We start from the raw sequence: 16,407 nt of genomic DNA, 5'->3' as shown, positions 1-16,407 counted from the left end.
GGAAAAGATGTGCACCATTAGAAAACACCGCAGACGGGTCCCTTCTAATCTTTCGACACACCCTCCTATCCGCGTAGGTTTTTTTGGTGTTTAAAGCAGGCAGGTCTCCTGACTTCAGGTCAACAAGCCCCGCTCCTTCCCATACGTTTTTGCGTACAGTGGATCATCTGCGGGTCTCTCTCTGTTACAGTGGCGGGACCGTGCTGGAATTTCACCAGCTTCCCTATTAAGCAATTGAGTCGTTCAATTGCGCCTGCTTTTCCAATATGTAGTTCATTTCTATTGTAAACGAAATTTGACTAAATTGCTCCCATTTTCTTTTTTTCCGCCGGACTTTATTTAATCCAACCTGCCTGTCAAAGCTGTCCATCCTCTTGTCATAATCCGTCCATTTCACTAACGTGGACCAAAGAAGCTTGAATGATATACCTTTCAGGCGCGTCTCCAACAAAATTAAACGGGTAACAGGTAGTCAGTGTCAATGTCGGCTCCTTCTTATCCACAATGACAGAGCGGTCGTCTGCATCAGTAACCCAGGTCTTCTCTACTTTGTATTCATAACGCTTTTGTTCATACTCATAAAAAAGGGAATCTCCTTGTTTGATATCGCCCAGGTTCGTAAAAACCGTCTCCCGGTGCCCGCTTAACACGGTATGCCCTTTTTCATCAGGAGTGGTGGTCCACTCACTCACATACATGCCGACGCCCCGTTTCAGTGAATCCTCATCCGCGCCCCAGTAAGTGGTGTATCCTTTGTTAAGCATCGGGATGATCAGCCTTCCCATCTCTTCTCCTTTTTCATATGTAGATACTTGCTCACTGTACACCTTCTCTTTCCCTGCCGTTTTACGATCAGGGCCATCCAAGACCGCCATTTCATTTATTTCCGTGGAAGCTTCCTCCCATGTACTGATTTCTTCTTGGGAGACCTTCTCTACTGCACCGGCAGCATTCCACCATTGAAGTCCATAAAACAGAGAGATGGAAAGCCCGATGGTTATGATCCCAATAAGAAATTTATTCACGAAAAAACCTCCTTTTTCATTAATAAAGAAAGGGAGAAGCCGCTGTGCGGCTTCTCTATCTCCTTCTTATGCTGTCTCTTTTCTTCTGTACAAAAGGACGACTCCGGCAGCAGCGGCAGCAAGTGCACCTGCTAATGCGTAAACCGGTTCATTGGAAGACGTGTCTGGAAGCTCACCGCCGGCAGCCTCTTCGAGTGTCTGGGCATCCAGGACTTCCTGAGGAATTTCAATAGAGCCTACCCCATTGAAGTTGGAAAGAGTGACATCAGAAGTCTGACTGATAGTTACAGATTCACCGCTGTCCTCAAACATCATTTTCATGTCCATCATCATACCTGTCATATAATGGTTTTCTTTATCAATGGTTACTTGATAAGAGAAATCTTCAATTTCAACTTTCTCCATCAACTGCTCCATCATCTTCTGCATTTCAGCAGACTGCTCCGAATCCTGCTGACTGCCGGAAGATTGAAGCATTTGCGTGGACATTTTCAATAGTTTTTCGCCGTCACCTTCATAGGTCAGTACATAAGCGTCATCTTCCTCACTGACGGTCATGTCTGAGGCAAGCGGCATCGCTTGGGACATCTGCCCTTCTGCCATCATGGATTTTTGAAGATTTCCAAGATCTCCGGACATTTTCACCCAGCCTTCCTCAGGCACCTGAACGTGATACCCATCCTCCGTCAAATATGATTCCGTTTCCTGACCGGCAATGGTCGTCATCATATGCATTGTAAGAGGATCAAGCATGACATCCGCCTTTGATTCAGATGTCACTTCGGAGTTTTCTCCGCCTTCCATCCCCGGTACTGTCTGTTCAGAAGACGTATGGATCGTATAGCTGTCCAGACCCATCATCGCTTCGTTCGATTTTTTCAAGATGTCTTCCGCACTCCTATCAGCCGCAGCGGCTTGAAGAGGTAACGCAAACAGAACAGCACCAGCCATCATCGTACTCAAAAACTTTTTCTTCATCCAAACACTCCCGTTTCATATTGGCTTCTACGGTGAGTTTCCTATGTATGTATGATCCAAAAGCTGACCCAACCCACTATTTTCCACCTACAGGTTAATAACCCACCCCTCTCACTTTTAAACATAAAATCCTCATTTTCTGCATTTTTATTCCAGATGTTGTCGAAGGATTGAGTCTATAGTCGTTAGGAACGCCGGTTACTTTCCCGAAAGGTACAGAGATCCATCCTGATGGATTTGGCATGCAGAAATTTCCTTAAAAGAAACAAACCCCTCCGTTTTCACCTGCTCCTGAAGCCATTGTTCGCTGAAACCGCTCTGCTGGAGTTGTTTCTTGACAACTTCTCCATCTATGATCACCAGGTAGGGAGAAGAGGTGGTTTGAGTTAAAAGGTTCATATGGGCAGGAGTGACCGGAGAAGCCTCCGCTTTCCTTAATACACTGACAGTCCCGTCGGTTTCGAGTACAGCTGCTTCCACGTGGCTGAAACTGAAGACACCTTTTTTTCTTAACTCGGCAATAAGTTCATCCACTGTAAAACGTACTTTTTTCATTTCTTCCATCTGAATCTGTCCATCTTTCATGAGTATGGCTGCTTCACTATTGAAAATCCGGCGGATCCAAAGACTTTTCAACGTCAAATGGTCGATAAGAAAAACCAGTCCGGAAAATAAAGCGAGGGCAAGGATGCCACGCGGAAGGGACACACTTGGGGACAGAAACGTCGTCGCTGTCATACTTCCCAGGGTTATACCTGCAATAAAATCGAAAAGCGTCATCTGGGATGTCAATTTCTTTCCAAGTGTCCGGGCCAGTATATATAATACAAAAAATAAAACGATTCCGCTTCCAAGATACATAACCGTATTCATCAGGCACCCTCCTTACTTTTTTCCTTAACCCTAGCGTTCCATATTTCATCAGGGATTATGAAAAAGCCACCGAATTTTATATTTGGAGGGTTCCTGTGTGAATAATAAGCCTTTAAGTTGATGAAATGAAACGGCTCTGAAATAATAAGACCACACCTACTAGAAACGGAGGTATAAACATGGATGCATTTATCCGCTCCGATCAATACCATTATATAAAGAATGAAACCCAGAATCTGCTGAACGGCCACCGGACGACCAATGATTCATCGGTCACTCAGGCACTTACCTCTCTTTCTTCCGAAAAAGCCCTCGATGTTTTTGAAGCGTTAACGGAAGGACAGCACGAATTGATCCGTCAGATTGAAGAGGTGCAGGAAGAAACAGATGCCATTTTTTATTTTTCCAGACTGAAGCATTATGTGATTCCTTTCCCGAAGCTGACCGACGCAGAAATCAGCCTCCTGTTTCCTAAAGTAAAAAAACTTCAGGTTCCGGAATTCGATGAAATGGACTGGGCTGAAATGTCCTATATGGGGTGGAATGACCCTGCAGCCAATCGTAAATATATCATCACGAAAGTCGACGACCGGTATACCGGTCTTTACGGACACTACCTGCCATCCAGGCAGAAGAACATATGCACGCTCTGCCATGAACAGGAGCGTGTCGGCCTGTTTACGGTCACCAGCAAAGGAAAAGATGCTGAAGAAAGCGTAACCCGTGGGAATTATATCTGCTATGACAGCAGGAAATGCAACGAAAATATAAAGTCCAGGAAACCTCTGGAGTCGTTCATCAAGCGTATGATGAACCTATAAAAAAAGCCCATCCGGAATCCGGATGGGCTTTTTTTATGCTTGTTTCTGTTCAGTTTCTTTGTCGTAATCGGGAGAAACCGCCCGCTTAATCGTCAAGGCAATGACCACAGTGATAACTCCCAGGGCAAGCGCAAACCAGTAAGCTTGATGAACGCCGGCTGTCATGGCTTCGGTCATTAGGGCACTTCCCTCCTGTGCCTGTTCTCCATCGAGATAATTTCTCTGCCCCTGGCTCATAATGCTGACAAAAATGGATACTCCAAGCGCCCCTCCGATCGGCTGCAGCGTATTGGCTATCGCTGTTCCATGAGGATACAAGTGCTTCGGCAGCTCATTCAGCGCATTGGTCTGGGATGGCATCATAATGGCTGAAATCGACAACATCAGCAGGATATAAGCAAGAACAAAACTCCACGTCGGGATGGAGGGTGTGATTTGGCTGAAGAAGAACATCACCCCTGTCAGGATAATCGTCCCGGGAATAATCAGCTTCCGTGGGCCGACTTTGTCAAATAACGTCCCCATGACCGGTGACATCAACCCATTAAGCAGGGCGCCGGGAAGTAAAAGCAGTCCGGCGATTTTGGCGGAATATCCAAGGGGACCCTGGAGATACATCGGCATGACGATTTCGGAAGCGAACATCGCCATAATGACAATAACAAAAATAGAGATGCCTCTGGCATAGCTCGGGTATTGAAAAACCCGTACATCAAGAAGCGGCTCATCCAAACGGAGCTGGCGGAAAACAAACCAGACCATGCTGATAACTGCAGCAGCCAGGATCACAATGATCGAGGGTGAGGCGAATCCTGCTTCCGTTTCCCCTGCACTGCTGAAGCCATAGACGATTCCGCCGATTCCTATAGAAGAAAGGACAATCGAAATTGCATCCGCCTTCGGTCGTGTGATCTCACCGACATTCTCAAGGAATTTCCATGCGAAAATGATGGAAAACAAAGCAAATGGAATGACGGTAATAAACAACCAGCGCCACCCCAGGAAATCAACAATGACCCCGGATAATGTCGGGCCGATCGCTGGAGCGAACATGATGACGAGTCCGAATGTTCCCATAATCCTTCCTCTGACCGCAGGCTCATACAGCAAAAGAAGGGCATTCATAATGACAGGAATTAACAATCCCGTTCCCACCGCCTGAATCATACGCCCGGTTAAAAGCATCGGAAAGTTCAATGCGGACGCTGCAATTGTCGTTCCTATTAAGAAGATCGTCATAACTCCGATAAACATCTGTCTCGTCGTAAACCATTGAATTAAGAGGGCGGATATCGGCATCAAGACCCCCATCACCAACATGAAGCCCGTGGCCATCCACTGGACCGTCGGAGCACTTAAGCCGAAAACATCCATAAGTTCTGTTAAAGCTATGTTCAAAAGCGTCTCGTTGAGAATGGCAAAAAACGCCCCGATCATAAACGTGGCCAATATAATTTTTCTATTCTGCGTCGTCTCCATTTTGAACCTCCATCTTCTCTGTCAAAGTACAATCCTTCCCTATGTTCTATAAAATGATCCACTTTTGCAAGGGTTTTGCTTTTCTTTACGATCATTTACACCTGCTTTTACAAAGACTTCCTTATAAAGAAAAGATATCAATCTTTCTTTGACAGAAAGCTCACAATGATGTAAATTACTATTGTACGAACAATAATTTTAATTATTACTAAAATATTCGTGTTTCAGGAGTGATTTTGATGGAAAATGTATTTGATTATGAAGATGTTCAATTAATTCCCGCAAAATGTGTCGTAAATAGTCGTTCTGAATGCAACACCTCTGTTCAATTTGGAGATCATACGTTCAAGCTGCCTGTGGTTCCCGCCAACATGCAGACCATTATTGATGATGAAACAGCAACAAAGCTTGCTGAACATGGATATTTCTATATCATGCACCGCTTCCAGCCTGAAACACGCACCCGTTTTATTGAAACCATGAAGGAAAGAGGTTTAATTTCTTCCATTAGTGTTGGTGTGAAGGAAGACGAATATGAATTTATCGAATCATTGGCTGCGCGCCATCTGACTCCGGATTATATTACGATCGACATCGCCCACGGACATTCCAGCGCTGTCATTCACATGATTCAGCACATCAAAGCCCACCTTCCTTCCACGTTCGTCATTGCTGGAAATGTCGGTACTCCAGAAGCCGTCAGGGAACTTGAAAATGCCGGAGCCGATGCCACTAAAGTAGGAATCGGACCAGGAAAAGTATGTATTACCAAAGTCAAAACCGGTTTCGGTACGGGTGGGTGGCAGCTGGCAGCTTTACGCTGGTGTGCAAAGGCAGCCAGTAAACCTGTTATTGCCGACGGCGGAATCCGCACCCATGGAGATATCGCAAAATCCATCCGTTTTGGCGCCTCCATGGTAATGATCGGCTCCCTCTTTGCCGGTCACGAAGAATCCCCGGGAGAAACCGTTGAAAAAGATGGGAAACTCTACAAAGAATATTTTGGCTCTGCTTCTGAATATCAAAAAGGGGAAAAGAAAAACGTCGAGGGCAAGAAGATGTTCGTAGAATACAAAGGACATTTGAAAGATACCCTTACAGAGATGGAACAGGATCTTCAGTCCGCCATCAGTTATGCAGGCGGTACCGACCTTGATGGCATTCGACACGTGGACTATGTCATTGTAAAAAACTCCATCTTCAATGGAGACAAAGTTTATTAAAAAGAAAACCGGCCGCTTCTACGGCCGGTCAGGCTGTCGGTAACGTTTCCGGCAGCTTTTTTTGTACAATGGATTCCCGATCTTATGAAAAGCCCGTTAAGTATGCCTGCAGAAGCACGATCATTCGAAGATCTGCTTGGTCAGGAATCTCTACCGGAAAAAGTTAACGGAGGCCGTGCTACCGACAGGCTTCTTCCCATATGCGGGCCTTTGCAATCAAGATGACATAAAGCCACCTCTACATGATGTTTCTAAAGCCGGGACGGTCTTCTTCTTTTCCATCCGTATCAATAATCTCGCTGCAGAAGTGGGATGTATATATCAAAATCATGATGATCCATTTCCCTTGGCACCGGGTACTTCTCGAACTTGATTTGCAGATCATCATACTCCACACCAGGTTCACGATGAGGTTGTCTCCCCATATTCTTAAACCATTGATAGACAGCTGTATAGGTATCTGCAACACTTTTTCCTTTCAAATGCTGCACGTGCAGATAGGTTTGTTCTGGAATCGTTTGAAGATTCATCGTCGAGGGAATTTCCACCGACTCGTCAACCTGAATAGTGGACAAATCCATCATCCCTCGTATGATAAGAAAACCCCCATTGTTCAGATAGATGCTCAAGGTCAGCTCTTGCGATCATTTCCGCCATTACACCCTCTATAAACCCTTTCAGATCCGAAAGCTCTGTGTAACTCCCTTCCCATCTCCGGCAGGCGGTCTTCCATTCCGGAAGCGTAATGATTTCCATAAACTCACTCCTTTCCCGTAAAACAAGATTTATCAGTTATGTCAGAGGTTCAATCTGTTTTCTCTACTACGTATGTGCCTCTTTTTCCCCTTTCCAAACCAGCCCATATAAATAATCAGGTCTTCCAATAATAAGCATCCATCTATTCCGTTACCTTGTTTCGCTGGACAGTGCCGCCTGCTCTTCTACACGGTCGACAAACTCCTGGACGACTGTATCATTCCCTTTTTTATTCGCCAGCTTCATCATGGCACGGCCGACAAAGTTGGTCCCACGATTGGACCCGGAGTATATCAACCTTGTTGTTGAATCATCTACTTTTTCCAATCGGAAGGACGCCGTTACTTCAAACGCTCTGCCAATCACAAAAGCGATTTTCTTATGTTTAAATGCCGGTTTGTCTTCATACACAAGCGTATCTACAGTATAGGTTTCGAGACGCTTCCCTTCTCTGTAAGTCTGAAGATGTTTCGCACCAGCTTCCGTTTCTGTTTTTTCGATCAGCTTATGCTCTTCCACCTTAGGCATGATCCGCTTAATGTTTTTATCTTTGAAAAGATCCCACACATCCTCAAGTGAAGCGCCGATCATTTTTTCTTTTTCCCATTCTATCATTCGTTCTCCTCCTTACCAGATTGGATAAAATCATCCAGTTCCTTAATTCTTTCTTGAATATCTTCTGCCTCTTGTTCCATTTTGCTTTTCTTTTCGGCTAACAATTTTTCCAGAATGGTAAAGGAGTCATCGTCCATGACCGTTTTCATTTCCTGTATGGAAAAACCGAACCTCCGCAGTTTACCAAGCAGAAGAGCGAGAAAATAGCTGCCGTCATCATAGTACCTGTACTTGTTTTCGGGATGAATAAAAGCCGGTTCCAACAGGCCCACCTCTGCATAATACCGGAGTGTATCCTTGCTGAGGCCGGTAATGTTTGAGAATTCACTTCTTTTATACATGACACACCCTCCTGCACTTATTATAAACCGTGGGGTACACACCATAGTCAAGGAATCTTTCCAAATGAAAAAAACATCCCCTCCCATTGACCTTATTTCCTCTATCATTACGAATCTTTCACGCTGCACCAGGCAGGATAAAAGTCCGGGTAGTTTTTGTTTCATGTTTAACGTTGAAAGATATTGTCTGAAGTGTGGACTTCAACCCTATTATGCGAAGTAAGAACATGAGGAATTTACCTTGTCATATAATGGAAATTTACATGCGCTTAATCATAAACCTGTTAAACAATCTATCGCAAAGGAGTCCGCTATGCTCACTAAAGTAAAGCAAGTCTTATTTTTAAAGCGCTTGGAAAAAGTGCTGGGATCTTACAGGATAGACGTTCATTGAGCCGGCTATTCAATCGATGACGGTTCACTACTCCAAGGACGTGATTAACAGAAAAATCATCCTCCGTTTTATCAGTCTATTTTTCAAGCAGACGCAGTTTGATCCGCTGGACAATATCATGATCAATATTGCCCCTGCCCAGCGCAAGGATTTTCTACGTAGTCTTGTAACAGGATTCCTTATTCTGCTGGCCTACTTGAACAACAAACCGGGGAATGTTCCTGGAATGCTCGACTATGCCGTCGTCATTTCCACTGCTTATACGGTTTTGTCCCATGGAGAAAACAAACTTCGCCACCCGGATGTTCTCACAGGAAATGTAAGCATGCTGTCCATCGGGGCAGGAAACATTCTTCAAGTAGCGATGGTAACGTGGGCTGTCAACGTCCTTGAGCTTTTAAATGATTCAAATAAAAAAAGAATACTGGCATTCTAAAAAAACAGGAGGTATCACTATGGTATTAAATAAGGATTTCATGATGGGATTTGTATCAGGAACAGTCGTTGGAGCAGTGGGCTACCGGCTCTACGAACAAAACCAGGGTCAGCTTTCACAGCTCATTCAAAACCCCGGCGTTCAATCTATGAATTCACTGCCTTCCCTTTCAACGAACGAGAATGAAGTTACGATGGAGGACTTGATCGCACAGAAAGAACGCCCGGAAGATTATATTGCCGAGAAAAAAGTGAACAGCGCCCAATAAGAAGAAGGCCAAAAGGTACACTCCCCCGGAATGTACCTTTTTTATAAACTTTCGTATAATATTCTGTCTTCACTGTTGACATTTCATGGAGTTAGCTATATATTTTGCACAAAGGAAACTTTTTATGCCAAAAGCAATATTGTCATCTTTTTTTGGGACCCCCATATAGTAAAGGGGTATCTTTTTTAAACTAAAAGTTGCACTCGGCAAATTTAAATGCCCTAATATAAATTTTATGAAGACATGCACGAACCATGCATATAGAAAATGATTAAAGGAGGATCATCATGCACCACCCAGCTATATCCATCAAAGATCTTCACGTTTCCTATTATGGAAATGAAGCTGTCAAAGGTATCAGCCTCTCTGTGCAGCCAGGGAACCTTATCGGCATTATCGGGCCAAACGGCGCAGGTAAATCTACGTTTCTAAAAGCTGTACTGAATCTGATTCCTAAAGATAAAGGAACCATACAGTTATTCGGGAATCCCATTCAGGAAGCACGACGGAAAATCGCCTATGTCCCTCAAAGAAATGATATCGACTGGGATTTTCCAATTACTGTCCTCGATGCTGTCCTGCTCGGCACCTATCCCAACCTGAAACTGTTCCGGAGACCGGGAAAAAAAGAAAAAACCTGGGCACTGGAGTGTTTGGACAGAGTCGGTATGAAAGATTTCAGCAAGAGACAGATCGGTGAACTTTCCGGGGGACAGCAGCAGCGTGTATTTCTTGCCCGCGCCCTGGCCCAAAAAGCGGATATGTTCTTTCTTGACGAGCCTTTTGTAGGAGTCGACGTATCCAGTGAGGAAACGATCGTCAAGATTTTGAAGCAATTATGCTGGCAGGGAAAAACCGTCGTGGTCGTCCACCACGATTTAAGTAAAGCAGAAGAATATTTCGATCAGCTCATTTTACTAAATAAAGAATTGGTAGGTTTCGGTCCTGTCAGTGAAGTTTTCCGTACAGAAACCATCGCCAAAGCTTACCAAGGGCAATTCGCCTTTATGAAAGAGATTGGAGTGTAATTATGGAATTTATTGAAGCCGTCTTTCAATATGAATTTCTACAAAAAGCGCTGCTTACATCGATTATGGTCGGTATCATCTGCGGAGTCATTGGCTGCTTCATTATCTTAAGAGGGATGGCACTCATGGGAGACGCCATCTCACACGCCGTCCTACCTGGTGTTGCCATTTCTTATATGCTGGGAATCAACTTCTTTTTCGGTGCCGTTTTCAGCGGTGTATTGACGGCCATTGCCATTGGATTCGTCAGTCAAAACAGCCGGATCAAACATGATACATCCATTGGAATTATGTTCACCGCTGCATTCGCTGCCGGGATTATCATTATTACACTGCTGAAGAGCAGTACAGATCTGTATCACATCCTGTTCGGGAATGTCCTCGCCGTCCGTTCGTCAGATATGTGGATCACCATGGGCATCGGTCTATTTGTTTTGGCAGCTGTGTATTTATTCTATAAAGAACTGCTCGTTACATCCTTCGACGAAACGATGGGGGCCGCCTATGGGCTGCCTGTACGTATGATTCATTATTTTCTTATGACTCTGTTGACGATGGTAACCGTGGCTTCTCTGCAGACCGTCGGCATTGTCCTCGTCGTAGCCATGTTGATTACGCCGGCAGCAGCCGCTTACCTATTAACAGACCGGCTTTCCATCATGATTTTTCTCGCTGCCGGTATCGGCGTCATATCAAGCATTACAGGGTTGTACTTCAGTTTCACCTACAACCTGGCTTCAGGAGCTGCCATTGTTTTAGCAGCCACCGCTCTTTTTATTCTCGTCTTCCTTTTCTCACCAAAGCACGGACTTCTATGGAAAATGCTGAAAGCAAGGAAAAAGCGGGCATCCCTCGTTTAATGAATGAATAAAGTTAATGGGAGTCATCATTAATGCAGGGAAGACAAGTACCTCTTCCCTTTTACCACTTGTTATCTAAAGCACCATGGTATAAAACAACGATTAACGAATAGTCAGGAGGAATGATATTATGTTGAAAAAGAATTGGATCCTTAGTGTACTCGTGTTTTCCACTCTGCTCTTTCTGGCAGCCTGTGGAGACAATGAAGCAAGCGGTACGAAAGAGGAAGATGAAAAAGTACAGGTCGTAACGACGTACTCCATTATTTATGACATCGTTAAAAATGTCGGTGGTGACAAAGTGGAGATTCACAGTCTCGCTCCCATCGGCTCCAACCCCCATGAATACGATCCACTACCGGAAGATGTTAAGAAAACAACGGATGCTGATGCCGTATTCTACAATGGTTTGAATTTGGAAGCGGGAAATTCATGGTTCAATAAACTGATGGAAACCACCGGAAAAGCCGGCGACGATGCTCCTGTCTTTTTAATGAGTGAAAATGTTGAAGCCATGTACTTAACGACAGAAGGCAAGGAGGGTGAAGAAGATCCTCACGCCTGGCTGAATATTCAAAACGGGATCCAGTATGCTGAAAACGCACGGGACGGCCTGATTAAGGTGGATCCTGAGAACAAGGAAGTCTATGAAAAAAATGCAGAAGAATATATCGCAGAACTGCAGGATCTGCATGATGAAGCAGTGGCCCAGTTCGAGGAAATCCCCGAGGAAGAACGTGTGCTCGTTACAAGTGAAGGAGCATTCAAATATTTCAGTGAGGCTTACAACTTCCAAGCCGAATACATTTGGGAAATCAACCAGGAAAACCAGGGGACTCCTGATCAAATCACTAGAATTGTAGATTTGATCAATGAAAGAGAAATCACAGGATTGTTCCTCGAAACCAGTATTGATGCCCGGAGTATGGAAGCTGTATCATCAGAAACCGATGTTCCGATCAGGGGTAAAGTCTTTACCGATTCCCTTGCTGAACCTGGAGAAGATGGAGACAGTTACATCTCCATGATGGAATGGAATATCAAAACGATTAAAGAAGGATTGACTCAATAAATGATAAAAACGCCTCCCGGCTGATCGGGAGGCGTTTTTTGTACAGCGGGAAGCGGCCGGGACCCACCCCCTGTATATATATTCATTTACGTGTCTTACAGCCTGATTTTCAGTGATTCAAGAGACGTAATAATTGGCTGTCCTGTGACTCTGAAATATTAAAAGGGAGAGTTTCTGGACTTCAGAAACTCTCCCTTTCTTCAAGAAAAGCCTATGATAAGCTCTCTTCCTGATTGCCAGTAGACATCCATATTTTTTTAATAGTCAACGGATGTCCCGCAATAGGAAACCGGTGATCAGGACTTCTTCAATAATAGATAAATAAAATAAGGGGCGCCGATAAGCGCAGTCATAATTCCGGCTGCAACCCCATCGGGTTCTGCGATGTTTCTCCCGACCGTGTCAGCAAACAACAGGAGCCACCCTCCTATCAGGATACTCAAAGGCAGGTACAGCTGGCTTCTCGGACCGATAAGTACCTTGGCCAGGTGAGGAGCCATCAAACCGACAAATGCAATCCCTCCGGTAACGGATACAGCAGAAGCAGCAAGAGCTACCGCGGTCATCAACATAATAAAACGCTCTTTCTTAAGCGGAAGACCAACGCCGATGGAAACCGGTTCACTTGTGTTTAATAGATTCATAACGTTGCTTTTCCAAAGCGCAAATGGAATTAAAACGATGATCCATGGCAGCAGCGCAAGGATGAAAGGCCAGTCTGTGCCCCAGATACTGCCTGCCAGCCATTTGGAGATAAAGTCCACTTTCTCCCTTGGTGCTGATGAAATGAGAATAATCATTAAACCGGAAAGAGCCATGGAAAACCCGACACCGACCAGCACTAAACGGACAGGCTCAAACCCGGTCCTTTTATTATAGGAAAACAAATAAATACCCAGAGCCGTGATCATTGCTCCCCCGAATGCGATCAGTGGAAGAATATAAACGAAAGAGCCTGCATCAATGGGAGCAAACAAAAAGAAGAGCGCAACAGCAGCCCCTGCCCCTGCATTGATTCCGATAATTCCCGGATCAGCGAGATCATTCCGGCTGATCCCTTGAAGAATAGCGCCGGATAAAGCAAGAGCCATCCCCGCCAGTACGGTTATGATCATCCGTGGAAGACGAATCGAAAATAAAACAAATTCCTCTTTAAAACCGCCGTTCCCGAGGATCGTTGGAAGAATCCGGTCATAGGAAACGGAGGAATATCCGAGACCAAGCCCTGCTACAGCGGTTGCTAAAATTAAGAGTGAAAGCAGGATCAGATATAGACGTTGTTTTTTCAAGACAGAAGGATGAATCATGAGAATGCATTCCCCCTTTTTTGTATAACAAAGAGGAAGAACGGCAGACCGAGTACAGCAACAATCGCTGCAACCGGCGTTTCATAAGGGGCGTTAATCGTCCGGGCCAATGTATCCGCGAGGAGAAGGAAAGCTCCACCGAACAAAGCAGACATCGGAAGCACCATCCTGTAATCATTTCCCACGATCGGTCTGACCATATGGGGCACCATCAAACCGACAAAGGCAAGGTTTCCGACCAGCGCCACCGCTGCTCCGGCCAGCAGGGTAATGACGATGAATAAGATAATTTTAACAGTCAGGATATTCTGCCCGAGTCCAACGGCCACTTCCTCATTCAAGCTGATAATCGTCAGCTGACGGGCCAGCAGGACAGCAACGATCGTCCCGATGAATACAATGGGAGCAATCAGCTGTATCTGACTCCAGGACGTTCCGATCAACCCACCGGCCGTCCACATGGATACATCTTTGGACACTTTGAAATAAAGGGCTACACCTTCGGCCACAGCGAACAAAAACGCTGAAATGGCTGCTCCGGCAAGTACAATCCTGAACGGAGAAAAACCGCCGCGTTTAGCTGAACCGATTCCAAACACAAGAACCACTCCGACGGCCGCTCCAATGAAACAGGCCAGCATAATTCCCATGTAATTCGCAGAAGGGAATAAAGCAAGTGTAACCGCAAGTGCAGCATTTGCCCCTGCGGTTAAACCAAGCAGACCCGGATCAGCAAGAGGGTTCCGGGTCAACCCCTGCATAATCGCCCCTGACACCGCCAGCGCCGCACCGACAAGGGCTGCAGCAATCTCCCGCGGCAGACGGATTTCCCTTAACATCGTCGTGGTTGAGTCCAGCGAACTGGTCGTCATGGAAACCCACACCTGCTTAAAGGTGGTGTCCGCCGCCCCGAATGTCATGGCGACAAAGAAAGAAAGGATGAGGACGGCGATTCCAATTATGAATTTATATAGTTGCCTTACTGAAAAAGTCTGCATAAAGTCTCATCTTTTCTACAAAAGGTTATTCGTTCAAAAACTTCTCTTGAAAGAAGCTGAGCTGGTGTTCCAGTGAAAGAGGATCATTGAAGTAGAAAGCTTCGGCATCTGCTTCAAACACTTGATCGTTTTCTACAGCAGGAATATTCTTGTACGTTTCCGTTTCCTGGAAGGAGCTGTCTGCACCATCCGACTTACTGAAAATCATGTAATCCCCGGCAAAGTCTGAGAGCACTTCCGGAGAAATCGCATAGAAACCATCCTCAAGCGCCATTTCCTTCACTTTATCAGGCATCTTCAGTTCCATCTCTTGATAGAGAATTTCTGTTCCGCGTGCCCAGTTATCTCCAAAGACATAAAGCTGCTTATCAAACTCTTCGAATACAGTGACCGTCGCATCTTCACCGATTTCATTTTTGATTTCTGTACCCGCTTCCCCGGCTTTTTCCTTAAATTCATCCACCCACTGCTGGGCTTCCTCTTCTTTATTCAGAAGTTTCCCGATTTCCACATGCTGCTCCAAATAATCGAGCTCACCATACGTGTAGGTGACGGTCGGAGCAATTTCATTCAGCTTGTCCTTGTTTTTCGTGTTCGCCAGCCCGATAATCAAATCCGGGTCAAGCTCAATGATTTTTTCAAGGCTTTCATCAGAAAGCTCTTCTGCATCCGCAAGATCTTCCTCGAACAACGGGTTGCCTTTAGACCATGCGTCCACCCCTACAATGTTCGTATCCAGCGCAAGAACATTACCCGCGAAGGACGAGAGGACAACCACTCGCTCCGGCTCAGCCGGAACTTCAACTTCACCGTTTTCGGACTCATACATTCTTGTTTCAGAATCAGAACTCGTCTCTTCGGTTTGTGTATCGTCTCCGCTTTCATTCCCTGTATTTTCGTTTTCTGTTTCTCCACCACCACAGGCGCTAAGAATGAGCAGCAGTGACAAGAGACCGATCAGCCAGATTTTCTTCATGATTTCTATCTCCCTTTAATAAGTTGTATGTCAAACAAATAGGTTTTCCTGTTCGAGGGTCCGCAACGATTTCAGCATCAATATGAAAGACCCTTCTTAACACGCTTTTATGAATGACTTCCTGTCCGGATCCAGACTTTATGATTCGTCCGTGCTTCAATGCAATCAGGTGATCAGCAAATCTGGCAGCCTGGTTGACATCATGAAGCACCATGACAATCGTCCGTCCTTCTTCTTTATTCAGCCGTTCCAGCAGTTCGAGAACTTCCAGCTGGTGTGCCATATCAAGATAGGTCGTCGGTTCATCAAGCAGGATGAGATCTGTTTCCTGAGCCAGGGCCATTGCAATCCATACCCGCTGCCGCTGTCCACCCGACAAGGCGTCCACCGGCCGGTATTTAAATTCCGTCATTCCTGTCATTTCAACAGCCCAGTCAATGATCTCCCGATCTTTTTTCGATAGACGGCCAAACCCTTTTTGATAAGGAAAGCGTCCGTATGATACAAGCTCACCGACTGTTAATCCTGGAGCACCTTCCGGAGATTGAGGAAGAATCGCCATCTTTTTGGCCAGTTCCTTTGTCGGGTGATGATGAATGCTTTCACCGTCCAGATAAATGCTGCCTTCCTGTTTAGGGATGATGCGTGCAATCGATTTCAGCAGTGTGGATTTCCCACAGCCGTTGGCCCCAATAATCGTCGTTATTTTCCCTTCCGGAATTTCCAGTGTCATATCCTCTACAATGAGTTTATCCTCGTAGCCCACATGGAGACCATCCGTATGTAGACGTGTCATAATAAGGACCCCTTTCGAACATTTAAACCATTTAACAGTGATAATGATTCTCACTCTCGTACATTATACTACGTGCTCCCGGGAAATTTGTCAACGCTTCATTCCCTTTCAAATGTGCGGAATTACCCATTCCATGAAAAAATACGATACTATTCTGTATT

General features: G+C 45.3%; 19 protein-coding genes and 1 riboswitch. Of the genes, 7 read left to right on the top strand and 12 right to left on the bottom strand.

Annotation, left to right across the window (positions count from 1 at the left end):
* Nucleotides 1-81 precede the first annotated feature (81 nt).
* Nucleotides 82-272: riboswitch (cobalamin riboswitch) on the bottom strand.
* Nucleotides 273-377: 105 nt separating this feature from the next.
* The 3 genes from ACXADP_RS09400 to ACXADP_RS09390 all read right to left on the bottom strand — a co-directional run bounded on the left by ACXADP_RS09400 (nt 378) and on the right by ACXADP_RS09390 (nt 2,876).
* Nucleotides 378-1,025, bottom strand: a complete 648-nt coding sequence (locus tag ACXADP_RS09400) for a class D sortase (RefSeq protein WP_474968816.1) — start codon at nt 1,023-1,025, stop codon at nt 378-380.
* Between the two features lie 66 nt (nt 1,026-1,091).
* Entirely contained in the window at nt 1,092-2,003 is a 912-nt protein-coding gene (locus tag ACXADP_RS09395; protein ID WP_474971325.1) for a DUF6612 family protein, read from the bottom strand.
* A gap of 198 nt (nt 2,004-2,201) precedes the next feature.
* Nucleotides 2,202-2,876 (bottom strand): DUF421 domain-containing protein, encoded by a 675-nt coding sequence (locus ACXADP_RS09390; protein WP_474968818.1) that lies wholly within the window; start codon nt 2,874-2,876, stop codon nt 2,202-2,204.
* A gap of 179 nt (nt 2,877-3,055) precedes the next feature.
* Between ACXADP_RS09390 and ACXADP_RS09385 the strand changes: the two genes are divergently transcribed.
* Entirely contained in the window at nt 3,056-3,697 is a 642-nt protein-coding gene (locus tag ACXADP_RS09385; protein ID WP_474968819.1) for a FusB/FusC family EF-G-binding protein, read from the top strand.
* A gap of 33 nt (nt 3,698-3,730) precedes the next feature.
* On the opposite strand, the gene ACXADP_RS09380 is transcribed toward ACXADP_RS09385, so the two are convergent.
* On the bottom strand, nt 3,731-5,176 hold the full coding sequence (locus tag ACXADP_RS09380; RefSeq protein ID WP_474968820.1) for an MDR family MFS transporter: 1,446 nt from the start codon (nt 5,174-5,176) through the stop codon (nt 3,731-3,733).
* A gap of 239 nt (nt 5,177-5,415) precedes the next feature.
* Here ACXADP_RS09380 and guaC point away from each other — a divergent pair, with 239 nt between their 5' ends.
* Complete coding sequence (guaC, locus tag ACXADP_RS09375; RefSeq protein WP_474968821.1) at nt 5,416-6,399, top strand: GMP reductase; 984 nt, start codon at nt 5,416-5,418, stop codon at nt 6,397-6,399.
* Nucleotides 6,400-6,686: 287 nt separating this feature from the next.
* Here the strand turns inward: guaC and ACXADP_RS09370 are convergent, their stop codons facing one another.
* From ACXADP_RS09370 to ACXADP_RS09355, 4 genes are all read right to left on the bottom strand, one after another.
* Nucleotides 6,687-6,974: an effector binding domain-containing protein gene (locus ACXADP_RS09370; protein ID WP_474971324.1), complete on the bottom strand. Its 288-nt coding sequence runs from the start codon at nt 6,972-6,974 to the stop codon at nt 6,687-6,689.
* On the bottom strand, nt 6,955-7,155 hold the full coding sequence (locus ACXADP_RS09365; protein WP_474968823.1) for a hypothetical protein: 201 nt from the start codon (nt 7,153-7,155) through the stop codon (nt 6,955-6,957). The genes ACXADP_RS09370 and ACXADP_RS09365 overlap by 20 nt, the downstream gene beginning before the upstream one ends.
* 150 nt (nt 7,156-7,305) lie before the next feature.
* On the bottom strand, nt 7,306-7,770 hold the full coding sequence (locus ACXADP_RS09360) for an SRPBCC family protein (protein ID WP_474971323.1): 465 nt from the start codon (nt 7,768-7,770) through the stop codon (nt 7,306-7,308).
* Nucleotides 7,767-8,111 (bottom strand): MerR family transcriptional regulator, encoded by a 345-nt coding sequence (locus ACXADP_RS09355; protein WP_474971322.1) that lies wholly within the window; start codon nt 8,109-8,111, stop codon nt 7,767-7,769. The genes ACXADP_RS09360 and ACXADP_RS09355 overlap by 4 nt, the downstream gene beginning before the upstream one ends.
* A 410-nt stretch (nt 8,112-8,521) precedes the next feature.
* On the opposite strand from ACXADP_RS09355, the gene ACXADP_RS09350 reads away from it, so the two are divergent.
* From ACXADP_RS09350 to ACXADP_RS09330, 5 genes are all read left to right on the top strand, one after another.
* On the top strand, nt 8,522-8,941 hold the full coding sequence (locus tag ACXADP_RS09350; RefSeq protein WP_474971321.1) for a hypothetical protein: 420 nt from the start codon (nt 8,522-8,524) through the stop codon (nt 8,939-8,941).
* A 19-nt stretch (nt 8,942-8,960) separates the two neighbouring features.
* Entirely contained in the window at nt 8,961-9,209 is a 249-nt protein-coding gene (locus tag ACXADP_RS09345; RefSeq protein ID WP_474968827.1) for a hypothetical protein, read from the top strand.
* Between the two features lie 287 nt (nt 9,210-9,496).
* Nucleotides 9,497-10,237: a metal ABC transporter ATP-binding protein gene (locus tag ACXADP_RS09340; protein ID WP_474968828.1), complete on the top strand. Its 741-nt coding sequence runs from the start codon at nt 9,497-9,499 to the stop codon at nt 10,235-10,237.
* Nucleotides 10,238-10,239: 2 nt separating this feature from the next.
* The gene (locus ACXADP_RS09335) at nt 10,240-11,097 is read left to right on the top strand and encodes a metal ABC transporter permease (protein ID WP_474971320.1); all 858 of its coding nucleotides are present in this window, start codon (nt 10,240-10,242) and stop codon (nt 11,095-11,097) included.
* Nucleotides 11,098-11,227: 130 nt separating this feature from the next.
* On the top strand, nt 11,228-12,169 hold the full coding sequence (locus tag ACXADP_RS09330; protein ID WP_474968830.1) for a metal ABC transporter solute-binding protein, Zn/Mn family: 942 nt from the start codon (nt 11,228-11,230) through the stop codon (nt 12,167-12,169).
* 296 nt (nt 12,170-12,465) lie between these two features.
* Here ACXADP_RS09330 and ACXADP_RS09325 read toward each other — a convergent pair whose 3' ends face one another.
* Genes ACXADP_RS09325 through ACXADP_RS09310 form a run of 4 tightly spaced genes read right to left on the bottom strand, consistent with a single transcriptional unit; the run spans nt 12,466 to nt 16,246 of the window.
* Nucleotides 12,466-13,476: a FecCD family ABC transporter permease gene (locus ACXADP_RS09325; RefSeq protein ID WP_474971319.1), complete on the bottom strand. Its 1,011-nt coding sequence runs from the start codon at nt 13,474-13,476 to the stop codon at nt 12,466-12,468.
* Nucleotides 13,473-14,474: a FecCD family ABC transporter permease gene (locus ACXADP_RS09320; protein ID WP_474971318.1), complete on the bottom strand. Its 1,002-nt coding sequence runs from the start codon at nt 14,472-14,474 to the stop codon at nt 13,473-13,475. The genes ACXADP_RS09325 and ACXADP_RS09320 overlap by 4 nt, the downstream gene beginning before the upstream one ends.
* Nucleotides 14,475-14,499: 25 nt before the next feature.
* Entirely contained in the window at nt 14,500-15,450 is a 951-nt protein-coding gene (locus ACXADP_RS09315; protein WP_474971317.1) for an iron-hydroxamate ABC transporter substrate-binding protein, read from the bottom strand.
* Nucleotides 15,401-16,246 carry an ABC transporter ATP-binding protein gene (locus ACXADP_RS09310; RefSeq protein WP_474971316.1) on the bottom strand — a complete coding sequence of 282 codons (846 nt, stop codon included), beginning with the start codon at nt 16,244-16,246 and terminating at the stop codon, nt 15,401-15,403. Before ACXADP_RS09310 ends, ACXADP_RS09315 begins: the two co-directional genes overlap by 50 nt.
* Between the last annotated feature and the right edge of the window lie 161 nt (nt 16,247-16,407).

Source organism: Halobacillus sp. AWH4_228 (assembly GCF_056158365.1).
Note: the sequence above shows the minus strand (reverse complement) of the source record. Positions and strands in the feature narration are given on the sequence as shown.

Bases quoted from the DNA above. Each gene is read 5' to 3' on its own strand.
- ACXADP_RS09350 (WP_474971321.1), top strand. From the start codon at position 8,522: ATGACGGTTCACTACTCCAAGGACGTGATTAACAGAAAAATCATCCTC.
- ACXADP_RS09385 (WP_474968819.1), top strand. From the start codon at position 3,056: ATGGATGCATTTATCCGCTCCGATCAATACCATTATATAAAGAATGAA.
- ACXADP_RS09355 (WP_474971322.1), bottom strand. From the start codon at position 8,111: ATGTATAAAAGAAGTGAATTCTCAAACATTACCGGCCTCAGCAAGGAT.
- ACXADP_RS09365 (WP_474968823.1), bottom strand. From the start codon at position 7,155: ATGGAAATCATTACGCTTCCGGAATGGAAGACCGCCTGCCGGAGATGG.
- ACXADP_RS09320 (WP_474971318.1), bottom strand. From the start codon at position 14,474: ATGCAGACTTTTTCAGTAAGGCAACTATATAAATTCATAATTGGAATC.
- ACXADP_RS09335 (WP_474971320.1), top strand. From the start codon at position 10,240: ATGGAATTTATTGAAGCCGTCTTTCAATATGAATTTCTACAAAAAGCG.
- guaC (WP_474968821.1), top strand. From the start codon at position 5,416: ATGGAAAATGTATTTGATTATGAAGATGTTCAATTAATTCCCGCAAAA.
- ACXADP_RS09310 (WP_474971316.1), bottom strand. From the start codon at position 16,246: ATGACACGTCTACATACGGATGGTCTCCATGTGGGCTACGAGGATAAA.
- ACXADP_RS09395 (WP_474971325.1), bottom strand. From the start codon at position 2,003: ATGAAGAAAAAGTTTTTGAGTACGATGATGGCTGGTGCTGTTCTGTTT.
- ACXADP_RS09325 (WP_474971319.1), bottom strand. From the start codon at position 13,476: ATGATTCATCCTTCTGTCTTGAAAAAACAACGTCTATATCTGATCCTG.
- ACXADP_RS09360 (WP_474971323.1), bottom strand. From the start codon at position 7,770: ATGATAGAATGGGAAAAAGAAAAAATGATCGGCGCTTCACTTGAGGAT.
- ACXADP_RS09390 (WP_474968818.1), bottom strand. From the start codon at position 2,876: ATGAATACGGTTATGTATCTTGGAAGCGGAATCGTTTTATTTTTTGTA.
- ACXADP_RS09345 (WP_474968827.1), top strand. From the start codon at position 8,961: ATGGTATTAAATAAGGATTTCATGATGGGATTTGTATCAGGAACAGTC.
- ACXADP_RS09330 (WP_474968830.1), top strand. From the start codon at position 11,228: ATGTTGAAAAAGAATTGGATCCTTAGTGTACTCGTGTTTTCCACTCTG.
- ACXADP_RS09340 (WP_474968828.1), top strand. From the start codon at position 9,497: ATGCACCACCCAGCTATATCCATCAAAGATCTTCACGTTTCCTATTAT.
- ACXADP_RS09380 (WP_474968820.1), bottom strand. From the start codon at position 5,176: ATGGAGACGACGCAGAATAGAAAAATTATATTGGCCACGTTTATGATC.
- ACXADP_RS09315 (WP_474971317.1), bottom strand. From the start codon at position 15,450: ATGAAGAAAATCTGGCTGATCGGTCTCTTGTCACTGCTGCTCATTCTT.